The following is a 17,626-nucleotide window of genomic DNA, read 5'->3' as shown; positions in this document are numbered from 1 at the left end:
AACCGGTACGGTGTTTAACCACCGCAGGATTTTAAGTCCTGTGCGTCTGCCTGTTCCGCCACTCAAGCGTATTTATTTTTCAAACACAACATTGCATTTGACCTGGTAGCGGAAATAGGACTTGAACCTACGACACTTCGGGTATGAACCGAATGCTCTAGCCAGCTGAGCTATTCCGCCATGTTGGTTGCGGGGACAGGACTTGAACCTGTGACCTTCGGGTTATGAGCCCGACGAGCTACCAGCTGCTCCACCCCGCGACATTGGTGCTTAAGACTGAAATCAAACCAGTACGGTGTTTAACCACCTTAGAATGTTAAATTCTGTACACTTGCCTGTTCCAACACTCAAACATTTTGTTGCTTTGTTGCATTTTTTGTCATCACTGCCTGACGACAATATTTATTATAGTGTAATATCAAACTATTGTCAACAGTTTTTTTATAACATGCAAATTTCCTTTAGAGCTAGTATTTTCAACGTTTAGTAAACTTTGGTTTTTTGTCAGAATTTTTAAACTTATTTTTTTCTGAATTACTTTATATAATTTTATTCATTTTCACTATGAATCTTATAGGTTTCAAAGCCAAATTTGCATTTTATATTTTTTAACATTCTTATTTTAAACCCTAATACATAATTAGAAATTATATACTTATAATATGCAAAAATTCAAAATTTAAACTATCAGTTAAAAAAAAGAGTGATTAACACTCTTTTATTTTATATTAATAACTTTTTTTATTGTAGCCACGACCTTTATTATCTTGGCTTCTTTTTAAATCTTGAAATCTTTCTTCACTGTCCTTTAGAAATTTAGACATTCTATCCTCAAATGAAGAAGATCCACTTTTCGATTTTTCCTTATCCCAATCTATTTCCATAGGTTTGCAAGTTTTTTTAGGTACTCCCGCTTGCTTTATAGATAAACTCATCTTTCCATTGTCGTCAACTGAAATTACTTTCACTTTAACAACATCATTTTCTTTTAGATGTTCTCTAACATCCTTTACAAATACATCTGATACTTCCGAAATGTGGACAAGACCTGTTTTTCCTTCCACTTCAACAAAAGCACCAAAATTAGTTATGTTCACTACTTTACCTTCTACTATACTTCCAGCCTTTAAGGTCATATTAAAAAGACTCCTCCTTAAATAATGTTTTAATTTATATATTATGTCATCTACAGTATATTACGCTATAAACAACATAAAGTCTATTTTTCACTTACACTGTTGTCTATTACAGGAGTCTCACCGTCTTTAATAAGTCCTAGTTTTTCTCTAGCCAATTTTTCAATATACTTATCTGTTTTGGATAGCTCAACTTCATCCTGCAATTTTTTATTTTCTTTTTTTAATCTGTCATGTTCCACAGTGTAGTTTGTTAGTTCTTTATTCTGTCTATGCATTATAACCTGTTGTTGAATTAAAACGTAAGATATATATATACCTAAACATCCTAAAATTATATATTTACATTTTTTATTTTTAAACACAATACTCACCACCCATAGACAAATAAAAAATAAGTACTAAGAATATATTTGCAATTATAAAAAATTAAAATATACTTATCATTAACATATAAGTATATTTTAATTTGTATTGTTCATTTGTTCAAGATGTTTTATGTTAATTTTTTATTTTTCCTTTTACTCTATTCAAACAAATTCTTACAGGATAAGACAAAATGTAAAAAATTCTTCTTATAAACGTTGATATTCCACACATCACCTGTCTTAACATGTCTATAAACGTTCTACTAATAAATTTTATATAAACAAATAAACCTAGTGCAATATATATAAAAATATTAAAATCCATATATGCATAATTAGTGTACATCATAAATAAGAACACTATAGATCCTGTAGCTATCCAAAATAACGCATCCTGAATAGTTGTTATTATTTTACCAACATCTTCAAATCCACGGATTATTCTATAAATATCGAAAAGTACTCCTATTATCATACCACTTAAAATGCTAAAAATTAAGAGTGATACTTGTCTCTCCATTGTAAATAACATAAGTGCTACCTAAAAAGCTTTGATAAAGCCCCTTTTCCCTTTCTTGGTTTTTTTTCATCGCTGGTATATACAATATATGTTATTTTGCCACTAATCATAACATCTCCATTTTGCACGTCTAGTTTATTCATTTTTAAATTTTCACCTCTTATGTCCATAGCACCCAAAACAGTGTTTAAAAGTATTTGATCTTCATCAAAACTTATAATTTCTTCAACACCATCTATGGTCATTCTTTTTCGTGAGTCTAAGGTTAAGTAACTTTTTTTATCTTCAATTTTATTATTTTTATTTTCCATATAATCCTCCCTGAATACTTACTCCCTATTAATAAATATTGTATTCATTCAAAATATATGCAAACAAATATAATTTTTTAATATAAATTACTATTCTTTATCTTCTTCACCAGATATAATTTCATACATATTTTTAGCATCTTCTTTTGTAACATGACTTGCTATGTTTATAATTCTTGCTTTTAACACTTGTGTTGCAAACTGTATTTCGATTATATCTCCTTCTTTAACTACTGTTCCTGGCTTTGCTACTTTTCCATTTATTAAAACTCTTTGATTTTCACAAACTTCTTTTGCAACTGTTCTTCTTTTTATTATTCTAGAAACTTTTAAATATTTATCTAATCTCATTCTTCCCACCTCAAAATTTATTTTATATATTTATATAAGTTATAATCAAATAAATAATAAGCCAGTATTCTCGCCTATTTATCATGAATACTTTGTCGCCAAAATTCAGACATAGCCACACTATGACTAGATTTTATCTCCTTGTCTCATGATAAATATGCTTTAAATCTTTAACCTATTATTTCTTTTCATATACTTAATATTATGATTAAATTCTATAATTATTATAATTGCTTTTATATATAAAAAAAACCTAGAACTAAATCCAGGTTTTTTCTTTTAAATTTATAATAAATTATTTATTTACTATATCTTTAAATTCTTTTCCAGCTTTAAATACTGGTGCTTTTGATGCTGGTATATCTATTTCTTCTTTAGTTCTTGGGTTTCTTCCTTTTCTAGCTGCTCTTTCTCTAGTTTCGAAAGTTCCGAATCCTACTAATTGAACCTTTTCTCCCTTTGATAATGCCTCTTCAACACTCTCTATGAATGCTTTTAAAGCAGTCTCTGCATCCTTCTTTGTTAAACCTGATTTTTCTGCCATATTTGTAACTAATTCTAATTTGTTCACGATTGTACCTCCTTAATATTAAAACGCTTCTTCATTCAAAACTTCATTTATCGTTGAATATAAGATAGCATATTATAAACATGTTTTGCAAATAATTTCTGCTTTTTTATTTATTGTAAAAGTATTTAATATTTACATACGCTTAGCTTCTTCCCACAACTCATCCATTTCTTCAAGAGTCATATCTAAAAGATCTAAACCTTTTTTTATTGCATACTCTTCTATAAACTTAAAGCGATTTATAAATTTATCTATAGTATAATTTAATGCAATTTCTGGGTCTATGTCAAGAAGTCTAGCAACATTTACCGCAGCAAATATTAAATCACCTACTTCTTCTAGTATTCTTGACCTATTTTCGCCATTATATACATCTTTTACTTCATTTAACTCTTCAATTACCTTAGCCATAGCTGGTTTTACATCTGCCCAATCAAAACCTACTTTTGCAGCCTTGCATTGAACTTTATCAGCTCTTAAAAGTGCTGGTAAAACCTTAGGTACGCTTATAAGTTCATCAGTGTAGCTTTTATACTTTTTCTCTTCTTTTTTTATTTCATCCCAATTTTTTAAAACTTCTTCACTATTTTTAACATTTACATTACTGAATATATGTGGATGTCTATTTATCATTTTATTACAAATACTTTCAATAACATCATTTATGTTAAAATAACCATCTTCTTTTCCGATTTGGCTATGGAATACTACCTGGAGTAATACATCACCAAGTTCTTCTGTAAGTTTTATATCATCCTCTTCATCTATAGCTTCTATAACTTCATAAGTTTCTTCTATTAAGCATCTTTTTAACGATTTATGATTTTGCTCTAAATCCCATGGACATCCATCTTCGCTTCTTAGGGTATCCATTATGTTTAATAAATCATAAAAATCTTTTACTTCATCTAGTTTTTTAGGTATATAAATTGATGTTAAATAATCTATATCTTCCTGTCTATCAAGCTCATATAACTTTATCTTTCTTATGCTTTCTAAGCCTTTAACTCCAGCTGCTCTTACAAAATATATTTCTGTTTCATCCTTGTAGTATTCTAGCAATGCAAGCTTTGTTTCTGATGCTATAAATTTATTATATACCTGTGTTATTATAAGTCCTACTCTTTTATCTAAAATTTGATTTTTTATATCAAATGCGTCTATTATTTTTATTCCATTTATAGGATCTAATTTTAAACTTTCCATAACAGCATCAACAAAACTAACTGCTGGTAATATCTCATAGTCTATCTTTAATTCTTCACATTTTTCTATTAGTAATGTTACAGAGTTCTCTGCAACTAATGGATGCCCTGGTACTGCATAAACTATATCTTTTAAACTATTATGTTTATTTATTATGTCATCAGCTATAGATTTGTAAACCTCATCAAAACTTTCACTGTTTTCATATGCACTATCATAGCTATTAAAATTTACACCTAATGATTTTAAATATTCTACATTAGGGTGTTTTTCTGTTCTAAAAAATACATTTTCACTATCTTTTAAAAGCTCTAGCGTTCCAATGGTAAGCGCTTCTTTCGCTCCTGGTCCTAATCCTACTATTTTTATCAATTGTTTCACGCTCCTGTCTAAGTTATACTCAAATAAATAATAGACCAAATATGCTTTGAATCTTTAGTTTATTATTTCTTTTCATATACCTAACTTTTTATAAATTTGCCTTTAATATCTTCAATTTCAAACACTTTTAATGTTATAATTGCCACTAAATATATTATTACTCCTGCAAAAATAGAAAATAAACATGCTATTGTATTACTTATTGTATACTTATAGACAGTATTATAGACAAAAACAACTGAAAAAGCCATAAGCAATGTACCAATTGCTGGTTTTAACAAAGTTTCCACTAAATCTATTTTTGTATTAAAAATTTTTCTAATTTGAATCATATTTAATACAACTGTGATTATATAGCCAACCATTGTTCCTATTACTGCACCATATATGTTTAAAACAGTTATAGAAACTAGCATATAGCTAATTACCACCTTAATTATACATCCTATAGCTAAATTATATACTGGTCTTAAATAAGCTCCTACGCTTTGCAATAGCGCTGTTGTTGTTTGAGTTATTATTACAAAAGGAATCGTTAGTGATACAAATTTAAGAATATTATATCCTGCAACATCCTTTAAAAATATTAAATGCATTATAGGCGCTGCTAGTGTATATAACCCAACAGTACAAGGAAGTGCTATTACAAAGGAAAGCTTAAAGGACATTTCCACTCTACGTTCTAGCTCAAATCTTCTTCCTGTTGAATATGCCTCTGATATTATAGGTACCAAAGTTGCACATAATGCCATTGATAGAGCTAGCGGTACGTTAGATAGTGTTAATGCTTTCCCTGTCATTTGGCCATAAAGGATTGCACTTTCTTCTAAAGTAAAACCTGCTACTAATAAACGCTCAGGAACTATTATTGAATCAATAAGTGACATAACAGTACCTACTGCTGCACCTATAGAAATAGGTAATGCAGCCTTTGCAATTTCACTTATCATACTTTTAGTTTTAAAATTTTTATTTACTCTTTTTATAGGTCTTTGTCTTATATATGCAATAACCAAATATATACTACCTAAAATCCCTCCAATTACCGTTCCTAGTGCTGCACCACCGGCTGCAAAAGCTATTCCTTTAGGTAATAATAAATAGGCAAATAAAACTCCTCCTATAACTCTTCCTAACTGTTCAACTATTTGAGATATACCTGTATATGTCATATTCTGCATTCCTTGAAAAAATCCTCTAAATGTACACATAATACAAACAAATATTGGTGCTATTGATATTGCAAGAAAAGCTATATATGAATTTTGATGCCATTTTAGCCCTGTTATTATTGGTTTTGCAAAGCTAAACATAATAGCTGAAGCAACTATTCCTATTGGAATCATGAACATTAGTGTATCTTTTAAAATTCTTTTAGTTCCTTCATAATCATTTTTCGCATTAATTTCAGCTATAATTTTAGACATAGCTATTGGTATACCTGATGCTAAAGCTACAAATGTCATATATAAAGGATATGACATTTGGTAGTAACCCATACCTTCATCACCTATTAATCCTTGAATAGGTATTCTAAAAAACAGCCCTAAAAACCTTGCAAATATACTTGCAAATCCTAGTATTACAGTACCCTTTACCAATGATTGTTTCTTCATAATATCCCCCCGAAATTAATATTAACTATTACTTTAAATTAGCCGATTTCAAACTTTAATCTTATCAGAATTTCTTTGAAATTTTCACAGACTATCATTTTAAGTTTTTTCGTTATTACTTTTTAACACTATAATTTTGAAATTCTTAGGCTTAGTCTTACACCTATGCTTATATAGGATTCCAAATTAAATCTTAAAGTTATTCATTTATCAAATGAGAAAACTCAAATTAATATTTTATCAATAACTAACAGATTATTTTAGTTAAAAGTTAAGAGTGAATAGTAAACAGTTGTGGTTATTACTACTCACTTCGTTCCTAGTAATTCTCAACGTATCTTTTTATAAATTTGCAAAGCAAATTATATTGATAGATTTTTTAAAATCATTTTCAGAAAGTGGTTGCCACTTTTATCCTAAATTCTTAATTCATAATGTTCTTAATTCCTAACTAACTATATTTGTACTTATTTTTCTCAGCTGATAACAAAAATTTGATGTATAAATTTAAGTTATAGATTGTATCCCTATATAGGCAATAAGGTTGTCCTTATTTTTAATTTATTTACTATTCAGTGTGTTTATTACTTTAAGTGAAATATTAATGTATTTTTTTTGTTTTATTTAGTTTATATGTTTAATACAGTAACTTTTAGTCAATAGTAATAGATGTAGTTGGAAGGCAAAAAAATAATGGCATATAAATGCCATTATTGTTCCATTTGTTTTCCTAAGAAGGCGGATGCTGTTTCAGCTAATTTTAACTCTAAATCTCCAAATTTTACATTTTCCTCTTTAGAAACTATTATTACTGCTCCAATAGCGTCGCCTTCTGCTATTATAGGGCTAATAACTTGAGATTTATATACATTTTCATCTTCGTTTTCATATAGTGGTATAACTTTTTCTGATCCTTCGCCTAAAATTATAGCTCTACGACCTTCCATTAATGTTTCCACTTCATTAGCAACTTTCTTATCCATATAATCTTTTTTAGAACATCCACTTACAGATATTATACTGTCCTTATCTGCAACAATTACTATATTACCTATTGTTTGTTGAAGTGCTTCTGCATATTCTTTTGAGAATTCACTTAATTCTTCTATTGGAGAATATTTTTTTAATATAACTCCACCTTCTCTATCTGTAAATATTTCTAATGGATCTCCTTCTCTTATTCTAAGAGTTCTTCTTATTTCTTTAGGGATAACTACACGACCTAAATCATCTATTCTTCTTACTATTCCTGTTGCCTTCATCAATGATTCCTCCTCTTTTGAAGTTAATTGTTTTATATTATGCTATTATTATCCTTCTAAATTTGAAATTTTATACACATTTATAAAAATTTCATTTTAAATGAAAAAAAGAAGCTATAACTACAGTTATAACCTCTTTTTATTTATACTATTTTAAATTTTTTTCATATGTTTTTATATTAGCTTCTTTTTGCCACTTTTCTGCTGTTTCATTCCAAGTAGTTTCTTGTTTTTGTTTTTGAAGCTCTGTTTTTATTTCTTCTTTTACTTTATCAAATGCTTTAACTGGATACTCTTGCTTGTCATAACATTTAATAATGTGATATCCCCATTGAGTATGAACTGGTGCTGTAGTGTAATTTCCTTTTGTTAATGGTTTTGCAAATTGCATAAACGTAGCATCAAATCCAGAGTTTTCAAACTCAACCCAACCTAAATCTTCAAATCTATTGCCAGAAGTTTGTGCGTCTTCTTTTTTACTATCATCTGTTTTTGCTGCATCTTTTTCTGCTTGTTTGGCTTTAATATCTTCTCCTACTGCATCAAAATCTTCACCTTTTTTTAATCTCTCTATTACAGCATTAGCTTCTTCTTCTGTTCCAACTAATATATGTTTAAGATTAGTTTTGTTTGGTTGCTCTGTATATTTATCCATATTAGAATCATAATGAGCCTTAATTTCTTCATCAGTTACCTTAACATCTTTAATAACAGCATCATGAACTTTATCATATATCAATTTATTTCTTATATTATTTTTTAAACTTTCTTCTGTTTCTCCAGTTTGTTGTAAAGCAGCTTTAAATTTATCTTCACTATCAAAAGAATCAGTTATAGTTTTATATTCTTTATCTATTTCAGTTTTAAATTCTTCTTCTGTTAGCATAACTTTTAGTTCTGTAGCCTTATTTTGTAATATTTTTTCTCCTACAATTTGGTTTAACATCTGAGTTCTGTATTGAGTTAAAAGAGTTTTTCCTTCTTCAGATTTTAGGTAATCTTCACCTTTTTCTGCAGTTATTTGAGATTGTATAGATTTCATTCTAGCATCTACTTCGGACCTTTTTATTTTCTCCCCATTAATTTTTGCAACAGTTGACTTAGCAACACCTTCTGGAGTTCTTTCTATTAAATTACATCCTACTAAAGAAGTTGTCATTGCAGCTATCAAGCATGTAGCTACTATTTTTTTAACACTTTTCACAATTAATCCTCCATTCAAAATCATCTAGTCATTATATAAACATCTATTTAAATAAAATTCCTCTGATTATTTTAATTTATTTTTATTTCATATGTGTGACATTTGATTTTATTTTAGCATAAAACTTTATATTTTAAAACATTTACCATTTATACAATTTTATGTTTTGTAGCTTTACTATTTTTTTTCATTTAAACTTTGCATAAATTTTACAAGTTCTATTAAGTTATCTAGAAGTTTTTCTTTTTTATCTTCTATTATTTTATACGACATACCAGGTGTCTCACCTATTTTGAAGTTAATTTTCTTAATATATTTATCCAAAATACCATTTAATATATTTTGAGTTAAATATTTTTTATTTTCAAAAGTTAGTACAACTTCTTTTTTGATTTCTTTTATCTCAATTATTCCAACTTCTTTAGCTAAAAATTTAAGATATGCTATATTCATTAAGTTATAAACTGTTGGTGGTATGTCAGAGAACCTATCTTCTATTTCCTCTTGCAGTTCCATCATATAGTCATAACTATCAATTGATGCAATTTTTTTGTATACTTCAATCTTTTGTGTTTCATCTACTATATAGTTAGATGGTATAAATGCATCAATTTTTAAATCTACAGTAGTTTCTATCGGTTCGTTTTCTATATCACCTTTTATTAGTTTTATAGAATCCTCAAGCATTCTACAATACAGATCATAACCTACTACTGCCATATGTCCATGTTGTGATGAACCCATTATATTTCCAGCACCTCTTATTTCTAAGTCCCTCATGGCTATTTTAAATCCAGACCCTAACTCTGTAAAATCTTTTATAGCTTTTAGTCTCTTTTCTGCAACTTCTGTTAAGACTTTATCTTTGGTATAAGTAAAGTAAGCATAAGCTATTCTATTACTTCTTCCAACCCTTCCTCTTAACTGATAAAGCTGAGAAAGTCCCATTCTATCTGCATCATATATAATCATAGTGTTGGCATTTTGAATGTCTATTCCTGTTTCTATTATAGTTGTACAAACAAGCATATCATATTTATAATCAGTAAAATCTAATATGACTTTCTCTAGTTCTTTTTCTGTCATCTGACCATGACCTATTCCAATTCTAGCTTCTGGAACTAATTTTTGCAGATAAGCTGCCATATCTTTTATTGTTTCTACTCGATTATAAACAAAAAGTATTTGTCCATCTCTATTTAATTCTCTCATTATAGCATCTCTAATTAACTGCTCATTAAACTCTACTACATATGTTTGTACTGGATATCTATCCTCTGGCGGAGTTTCTATTACGCTTATATCCCTTACTCCTGTTAAGGACATATGGAGAGTTCTTGGTATAGGTGTAGCTGATAGTGTTAATACCTCTACATTCTTTTTAAGATTTTTTATTTTCTCCTTATGAGTAACTCCAAATCTTTGTTCCTCATCAACTACTAAAAGACCTAAATCTTTAAATTGAACATCCTTTTGTAGCAATCTATGTGTACCTACTAAAATATCAACATTACCTTCTTTTAATTTTTTCAATGTTTCCTTTATTTGTCCTGAAGTTCTAAATCTACTTACCATATCTACTTTTAAAGGAAAATCTGAAAATCTTTTAACCATGTTTTTATAGTGTTGCTGTGCAAGAATTGTTGTTGGCACTAAAAATGCAACTTGTTTTCCTTCCATAACACACTTAAATGCAGCTCTTAGCGCAACTTCTGTTTTACCATAACCAACATCACCACATAAAAGTCTATCCATTGGCTTATCGCTTTCCATATCCATTTTAATATCGTCTATTGATGTTAACTGGTCTGGCGTTTCTTGAAATGGAAATTCATCTTCAAATTGTTTTTGCCAAACTGTATCTTTTCCAAATTTATGACCTTTTATTTGTGCTCTTGTAGCATAAAGTTTAACTAAATCTTCAGCTATATCTTCTATAGATTTCTTAACTTTAGTTTTAGCTTTTATCCATTCGCTACCGCCTAATTTATTAACCTTAGGTGGACTACCCTCTGAACCTATATATTTTTGAACTAAATCTAACTGCTCTGCTGGAACATATAAGGTATCTCCATTATTATAGCTAAGCTCTAAAAAGTCCTTTTTATGCCCTTGTACTTCTAATTGCTTTATCCCCTTATATACACCTACACCATGATTTGCATGTACTACATAATCACCTAATTTAAGCTCTGTAAAACTTTTAATTTTACTTGCACCTTTAACATTTTTACGTTTAACAGATGATTTTCTTTTTGACTGTCCAAAAACTTCTTTATCAGATATAACGCAAACTTTTAAATCTGGACATTCAAACCCTTTTAAAAGATTTCCAAAAGTCACTACAACCTGACCAAGTTCTATATTATCTACAATATCTTTGTAAACTGCTTCTATTTCTCTATCTCTAAGAGTTTGAATCAGTCTTTCTCCTCTTGTTCTTGTTCCTGATAATATTAAAATTCTATAACCATTTTTCTTTTTTTCTCTAATATCATCTATAAGCAAATCTAATTGCCCATGATAATCACTTATTGTAATTTGAGAAAAAGAAGATATGGTTCTTGGTTTTAATATTTTATGTGATTTAGCAATAGCATCTAATGTTATAACCTTTTCATTTTCTAATATATCTATTGCTTCTTCTTTAGACATTAAAAGTTGTGCTTGTTTTGGAAGTATATTTCCTCTTTTTAAGAAAGTTTCATAATTTTGCTCAAATTCAAAATAAACACTTTCCAATTTACCATTACATCTTTGAACATCATCAACTAAAATAAAGCAATTACCAATGTAATCTAAAAGTGTTGACATTGTTTTATAAAAATACGGCGTATAACTATCTATAGTTTCAAAAGTCCATGTCTCCTTTAATGCTTCTAAATTGCCAGAAATTATAGCATTTAAACGCTCACTAGCATCAAAATTCTTATTTTTCTCAAAGTTTTTCATGGATTCCGTAAAATCTTTTTCTATTTGCTCATATGCAAATTTTATACTTTCTTCATCTGTTATTATTTCTTTTGCTGGAAATATATTAACAGTTTTAACTTTTTCAATACTTCTTTGGCTATCAACGTTAAATGTTCTTATAGAATCTATTTCATCATCAAACCATTCTATCCTGTAAGGGTATGCCCCTACTGGTGGAAATACGTCTAATATACCACCCCTTATTGAAAATTGACCTTTAGACTCAACCATATCACATCTTTCATATCCACATTGAATAAGTTTTTCAGTAAGTTCAGTCATATCAACTACTTTTCCAACCCTTAGTGAAAAGATATATTTTTTAAACATATCTACTGGAGTGTATAAACCTATTATTGCGTCTATAGGTGCTACAATTACTTGGGATTTATTTTTTATTATATTACTTAATATTTTAAGTCTTTCCCACCTAACATCTCCAGATATAGCATCTGCATTATAAAAAACAACCTCTTTAGATGGAAAATAGAAAACTTTATCTATATATAAATTTAAATCTTCATAGATATTTTTAGCTTCTACATCACTATGAGTTAATATTAATATTTTTTCATTTACATTTTCGTATACAGCGTTTATCAAATAGCTTTTTGAAGATTCAGAAAGTCCATAAACTCCTATTGGAAATCTATTATTTTCTATGCTTTTTGATATTTCTTTAAATTCTTTACTATTCCTTAATGGCGACATAATTCCATTTAATCTCAAAAGTATCACCTCTACTTTAAAAACTTTAGCCTCGCCTTATATATAATTTTAGGCTAAAATTTTAAATTATATTATGTTTACAGTAATCTTTTAAATAACTAAGCTAATATTTTTTCATAAAAACTTTTGTTAATTAAATTACCACTTATTTAAATTTTAAATAAGGCATATAAAAAAATAACAATTCAACTATATATTCTTCAATACAACAAACTTAAAGCCATTTATAGTACACTATATATGACTTTTAACTATTAGGTATTATGTAAAATAAACAATAGTTCAAACTTATTATCTTTTGAATATGCCTAAGTATAGGACTATAATAATAGCTAGGCCTTAAATCCATTAAATTTATTCATAGCCTCTGCAGTATTTTGAGATATTATTGTTTCTACTGCATCTATTGCTGGTTTAAAGGTTTTTTCTAATAATTCTCTTTCTTCTTTTGAAAACTTACCTAATACATGGTTCACTAAATCCCCTGCTGGACCTCCAACACCTATTTTTATTCTTGGAAAAATATCTGTACCTAAATGAGCTATTATATTTTTAATTCCGTTGTGTCCACCAGCACTTCCCTTAGGTCTTATTCTAATATTACCAACTTCTAAACTTATATCATCATAAATTACTATTACATTATCATTTGGTATTTTATAAAAATCACAAACCTCTCTAACACTTTCACCACTTAAGTTCATAAATGTCTGAGGTTTTAAAAGAATTATCTTCTCACCATTTATATTTGTCTCTCCGTACATACCTTTAAATTTTTGCCTATTAACATCAATATTATACTCATTTGCAAACAAATCTATAATATCAAAACCTACGTTATGTCTTGTTTTATCATACTTATCTCCTGGGTTTCCAAGTCCAACTACTAAATACATTTTTACCTCCAATTTTTCTGCCGTTAATCTATATATTTTATACTAATTCTCATTTATTAAATTCTAAAGTTATTCATTTATCAAGTAAGAAATTTTAAAATTAACATCACTAATAGTTATAGATTTTAACTTTTAACTTGCTATATATATAATTTAACCTATTTTATCATAAGTTATATTATATAACAAAAAACAACAATACACACTAAAACCTATAAAATAATATTAAAGACCACAAAAATATTGATTTTAATTTAAATACAAAAAACGGCCTATAGCCGCTCTTTATAAATATAATATAATATATTTCAAACCCTGTACTTATTATATCATCCTATAATATCCTAATTTGACATTTATAAGTTCGTACTGACCGTTTTTAAATACTTTACAAACTACAATGTCTCCTTCTTTGCAATTTTTTATACTTCTATTCAAATCTTCAATTTCTTTTAACTCAAAATTATTTATAGACATAATAATATCTGTAGGCCTTATACCAACCTTATAAGCATCACTATCTTGTATTACATCTTTAACATATATGCCCATAATTCCATCATCCTTGTCTTTGGCAATAGCTTTTTCTCCGCTAACACCTAATCCTAATTTTAATGGATCTCCTTTTTTCATAAGCACATCAATTATTGCCTTTGATTCTTTTATAGATATAGCTAAACTCTCATTAGTACCTTTTTCTGAGTAATTTAAAAGATTATTATTTATTCCTATAAGTTCTCCTTTTAGATTGCAAAGTGGAGTTCCACTATCCTCTACAGAAATTATAGCACTGCTTTTTATAGCTGTATAACCTATAGGTTTATTTGTTTGTCTATCCATAACAGATACTCTTTGATTAGCATTTTTAATATCACCAAAGGAATAATTACCTTTAAAAGAGGTTGCAATAGGATTTCCTATTGCTATAACCTCATCACCATTATTTACTTTTGAAAAATCTCCAAAGGCTATAGGTGTCAATCCCTCTGCTGATATCTTTATAACAGCTAAATCTAAAACAGCATCTACACCTATAACATCAGCATAATAAATCTTATTATTATATAATTTTACTTTTATATCGTCTGCTTTGTTTATTATGTGTTGATTTGTAACAATATAACCATCGGAACTTATAATTGTTCCTGCACCACTATTTATTTCTGCGTTTTCATCATTACTCACTTTACTTATAGAAACCACAGATTTTTCTAGCATATCTGCAAGTTCCTGTAGTGCCTGTTTTTTATCCGATGATATAAGGGCCTCTTCATTTAAAGAGTTTTCATTCATAAAATTTTCAAATTTATAGTCAAATACCATTTTCGAAGTAATCGCTCCTGAAAGTGAAGCTATCAAAACATATATAATTATATTAGTAACCTTTTTATATATATGCTTTTTTCTATTTTTAGCCTTTTGAAATCTAATATCACTACTTGTATATATCTGTGAATCAAATCCCAATTTGTTATTATCCATATAGCTCCACCTCCCTTAATCCATTTAAACTAATGTTAATGTAAATGTGAACATTACTCCATTTTCTGTATTCTCTACCCAAACATCTTCATCTAACATATTTATTATTTTCTTTACAATAGATAATCCAAGACCAGAACTAACTCTATTAGTTCTTGACTTGTCCCCCTTATAGAATCTTTCCCAGATATTTTTAAGTTCTTCTTCATCTATATGGCTTGCTGAATTTTCTATTGATATATAAGCTTTTCCGCTTTTAGTTGTACAAGATAGATTTATATGAGTACCCTCTTTTGAATGTTTTATTGCATTATCTAATAAATTTAAGATAACTTGAAATATTCTATCTTGATCCCCGTAAACTAAAAGTTCATCCGATTCAAAAATTACATCGACACTTATTTTTTTCTCTTTTATTTTACCTTCATTTTTTAATATGCTAAGTCTTATTATTTCATTAATATCTATTTTTCTTAACGCAAGCTTTATTCGTCCTTCTTCTATAGCAGACATATCTAAAAGGTCATTTACAAGCCTCGCCAGTCTTTGAGTTTCTTCATAAGCAATTGTTAAATACTGATTTTCCTTTTCTTTTGGAACCACTCCATCTAGTATGCCCCTTATGAATCCGTTTATAGATGTAATTGGCGACCTAATATCATGTGAAACATTACAAATAAACTCTCTTCTGTTTCTATCAACTTTTTCTAGGGAATCTGCCATAGAATTAAAAGCCTTTGCAAATTGTCCAATTTCATCATTACTATTTATCTCTACTCTTTTTTCTACATCCCCATTGGCAATTTTCCTTGCAACGGCACTCATATTTTGTAATGGCTTAATTACAATTTTATCAGTGAAAAAATATATTATTACTATGGATAAAACCATAACAATTCCTGTTGATAACCAAATTATTTTATATATGTGACTTAAAGAATCTTTTAGATAATCCATAGATATATCGACAAGTATAAATGATGATATATCATCATTTTTGTCTTTTATATCTTTCATTAAAACATAATCACCTTTTGAAAATAGTTGATTATCCTTTTTTACTTCTTTTAGAGTATTCTTTTCCCCAAAATCATTTAATATAACTTCTGTATCTGAAAATATTTGCTTTCCAACTAAATCTTTACCTTTTTCATCTGTTGAGACGAATATATACCCATTCCTATCTATAAGATATACATTTTCGTAAAAATATTTACCTATAAACTCTAATGATGAATTTAAATCTTCATAGCTTAAATTTCCATTTCCCTCAACATAACTTAATGATAAATCTTCAACTATTTTTATATGTTCTAATACTTCTTGCTGTTTTCTTTGTATATAATAATCATTAAACCAAATCGACAAAACAGTAGCTATTAAAGATAAGCTCAAAAATATTATAACAGTATATATAAATACCATTTTGGAGAATAGGTTTTTTTTTATCATTATTTCACCTCAAATTTATATCCTACACCCCAAACAGTTTCTATTTGCCAGTTAACCCCACCTGCTATTTTTTCTCTTAGTCTTTTAATGTGAACATCTACTGTTCTTGAATCTCCAGGGTAGTCATATCCCCAAACTTCACATAATAATTGTTCTCTTGTAAACACTCTATTTTTATTGCTTGCAAGATAGTAAAGTAATTCAAATTCCTTAGGTGGCATTTTAACTTCTTCATTTTTATATACAACACTATAGGAATTAGCATCTACAATTAAACTATCATATGTTATTGTTTCTTTACTTTCTGATTCCATTGTATACCTTCTTAAAACAGCCTTAACTCTAGCTATTAATTCTTTAGGCTCAAATGGTTTTACTATATAATCATCTGCTCCAAGTTCTAAGCCTAAAACTTTATCAAAAGTTTCCCCTTTAGCTGTTACCATTATAACTGGTGTTTCACTATCTTTTCTTATCCATTTTAAAACATCCATTCCGTCTACGTATGGTAACATAACATCTAATATTACCAAATCTGGTTTGAAATTTAAAAAACTTTCCTGAGCTTCTTTACCATCATGTGCAGTCTTTATACAGTAACCTGCACTCTCTAAATACATTTTTATTACCTCGCAGATGTTTTTATCATCATCTACTACTAACACTTTTGCAATTGAGCCTTCCATCACACATACCTCCTAAGCTAACATACTTAAATGCGCATTATTTATTCTTATTTTTTCTATTACTTGTATAAAAATCCAATTAAAAATTATATTTTATTTTTAAAATTGAATATAGAAAATCTATCATCTCTGAGTAAAAGTACTTATTTAATATAATATGGTTTATTACATATTTTAAGTCTCTATTCCTATTATACTTGGTACAAGCTATAAAATTAAGATTTGTTACAAAATATTCAAAAATTGTTCGTAAATTAAGCTTATTACTTAAAAAATACATAATTTATTGGTTATAATTTTATCTTTTTTATGATTTAAACTATAATTTTATAATTTCAACTGTTATTTTTAGATTTTTCTGTAAATTGTTTTTATTATTATATACTTTTTGTTGTTTAAAATAGAGGCACAAAATACCAAAAAGATAATTCTATTAGATATTTGTGCCTCTACCTTTGTATCCATTATAATATATACTTACA

The 17,626-nt window shown here is 28.0% G+C and carries 15 protein-coding genes and 2 tRNA genes; all 17 read right to left on the bottom strand.

Features of this window, described 5'->3' with window-relative positions:
- Positions 1-103: 103 nt before the first annotated feature.
- A tRNA-Met gene (locus tag AZI32_RS13555) sits at positions 104-180 on the bottom strand.
- 4 nt (positions 181-184) lie between these two features.
- Positions 185-260, bottom strand: a tRNA-Met gene (locus tag AZI32_RS13550).
- A gap of 468 nt (positions 261-728) precedes the next feature.
- Positions 729-1,136 carry a S1 domain-containing RNA-binding protein gene (locus tag AZI32_RS13545; protein ID WP_061996340.1) on the bottom strand — a complete coding sequence of 136 codons (408 nt, stop codon included), beginning with the start codon at positions 1,134-1,136 and terminating at the stop codon, positions 729-731.
- An 83-nt stretch (positions 1,137-1,219) separates the two neighbouring features.
- Positions 1,220-1,501 (bottom strand): septum formation initiator family protein, encoded by a 282-nt coding sequence (locus AZI32_RS13540; RefSeq protein WP_010297705.1) that lies wholly within the window; start codon positions 1,499-1,501, stop codon positions 1,220-1,222.
- A 136-nt stretch (positions 1,502-1,637) separates the two neighbouring features.
- Complete coding sequence (yabQ, locus tag AZI32_RS13535; protein WP_061996339.1) at positions 1,638-2,036, bottom strand: spore cortex biosynthesis protein YabQ; 399 nt, start codon at positions 2,034-2,036, stop codon at positions 1,638-1,640.
- 5 nt (positions 2,037-2,041) lie between these two features.
- Positions 2,042-2,335 carry a sporulation protein YabP gene (gene yabP, locus AZI32_RS13530; protein ID WP_061996338.1) on the bottom strand — a complete coding sequence of 98 codons (294 nt, stop codon included), beginning with the start codon at positions 2,333-2,335 and terminating at the stop codon, positions 2,042-2,044.
- 90 nt (positions 2,336-2,425) lie between these two features.
- Positions 2,426-2,686 carry an RNA-binding S4 domain-containing protein gene (locus tag AZI32_RS13525; RefSeq protein WP_010297715.1) on the bottom strand — a complete coding sequence of 87 codons (261 nt, stop codon included), beginning with the start codon at positions 2,684-2,686 and terminating at the stop codon, positions 2,426-2,428.
- A gap of 295 nt (positions 2,687-2,981) precedes the next feature.
- Positions 2,982-3,257 carry an HU family DNA-binding protein gene (locus tag AZI32_RS13520; protein ID WP_010297719.1) on the bottom strand — a complete coding sequence of 92 codons (276 nt, stop codon included), beginning with the start codon at positions 3,255-3,257 and terminating at the stop codon, positions 2,982-2,984.
- A 132-nt stretch (positions 3,258-3,389) separates the two neighbouring features.
- Entirely contained in the window at positions 3,390-4,835 is a 1,446-nt protein-coding gene (mazG, locus tag AZI32_RS13515; RefSeq protein ID WP_061996337.1) for a nucleoside triphosphate pyrophosphohydrolase, read from the bottom strand.
- Between the two features lie 89 nt (positions 4,836-4,924).
- Positions 4,925-6,460: a polysaccharide biosynthesis protein gene (locus AZI32_RS13510; protein ID WP_061996336.1), complete on the bottom strand. Its 1,536-nt coding sequence runs from the start codon at positions 6,458-6,460 to the stop codon at positions 4,925-4,927.
- 710 nt (positions 6,461-7,170) lie between these two features.
- The gene (gene spoVT / locus AZI32_RS13505) at positions 7,171-7,722 is read right to left on the bottom strand and encodes a stage V sporulation protein T (RefSeq protein ID WP_061996335.1); all 552 of its coding nucleotides are present in this window, start codon (positions 7,720-7,722) and stop codon (positions 7,171-7,173) included.
- Positions 7,723-7,870: 148 nt separating this feature from the next.
- Positions 7,871-8,926, bottom strand: a complete 1,056-nt coding sequence (locus AZI32_RS13500) for a peptidylprolyl isomerase (protein ID WP_061996334.1) — start codon at positions 8,924-8,926, stop codon at positions 7,871-7,873.
- A 177-nt stretch (positions 8,927-9,103) separates the two neighbouring features.
- The gene (gene mfd / locus AZI32_RS13495; protein ID WP_061996333.1) at positions 9,104-12,628 is read right to left on the bottom strand and encodes a transcription-repair coupling factor; all 3,525 of its coding nucleotides are present in this window, start codon (positions 12,626-12,628) and stop codon (positions 9,104-9,106) included.
- 332 nt (positions 12,629-12,960) lie between these two features.
- Positions 12,961-13,524 (bottom strand): aminoacyl-tRNA hydrolase, encoded by a 564-nt coding sequence (gene pth / locus AZI32_RS13490; protein WP_061996332.1) that lies wholly within the window; start codon positions 13,522-13,524, stop codon positions 12,961-12,963.
- Positions 13,525-13,848: 324 nt separating this feature from the next.
- The gene (locus AZI32_RS13485; protein WP_061996331.1) at positions 13,849-15,006 is read right to left on the bottom strand and encodes a S1C family serine protease; all 1,158 of its coding nucleotides are present in this window, start codon (positions 15,004-15,006) and stop codon (positions 13,849-13,851) included.
- A gap of 24 nt (positions 15,007-15,030) precedes the next feature.
- Entirely contained in the window at positions 15,031-16,458 is a 1,428-nt protein-coding gene (locus AZI32_RS13480) for a HAMP domain-containing sensor histidine kinase (RefSeq protein ID WP_061996330.1), read from the bottom strand.
- Positions 16,458-17,144, bottom strand: coding sequence for a response regulator transcription factor (locus AZI32_RS13475; protein WP_010297747.1), 687 nt, complete (start codon positions 17,142-17,144; stop codon positions 16,458-16,460). The genes AZI32_RS13480 and AZI32_RS13475 overlap by 1 nt, the downstream gene beginning before the upstream one ends.
- Positions 17,145-17,626 lie beyond the last annotated feature (482 nt).

The organism is Clostridium sp. ATCC 25772 (genome assembly GCF_001573875.1).
Classification (GTDB): Bacteria; Bacillota; Clostridia; order Clostridiales; family Clostridiaceae; genus Clostridium_J; species Clostridium_J senegalense.
Note: the sequence above shows the minus strand (reverse complement) of the source record. Positions and strands in the feature narration are given on the sequence as shown.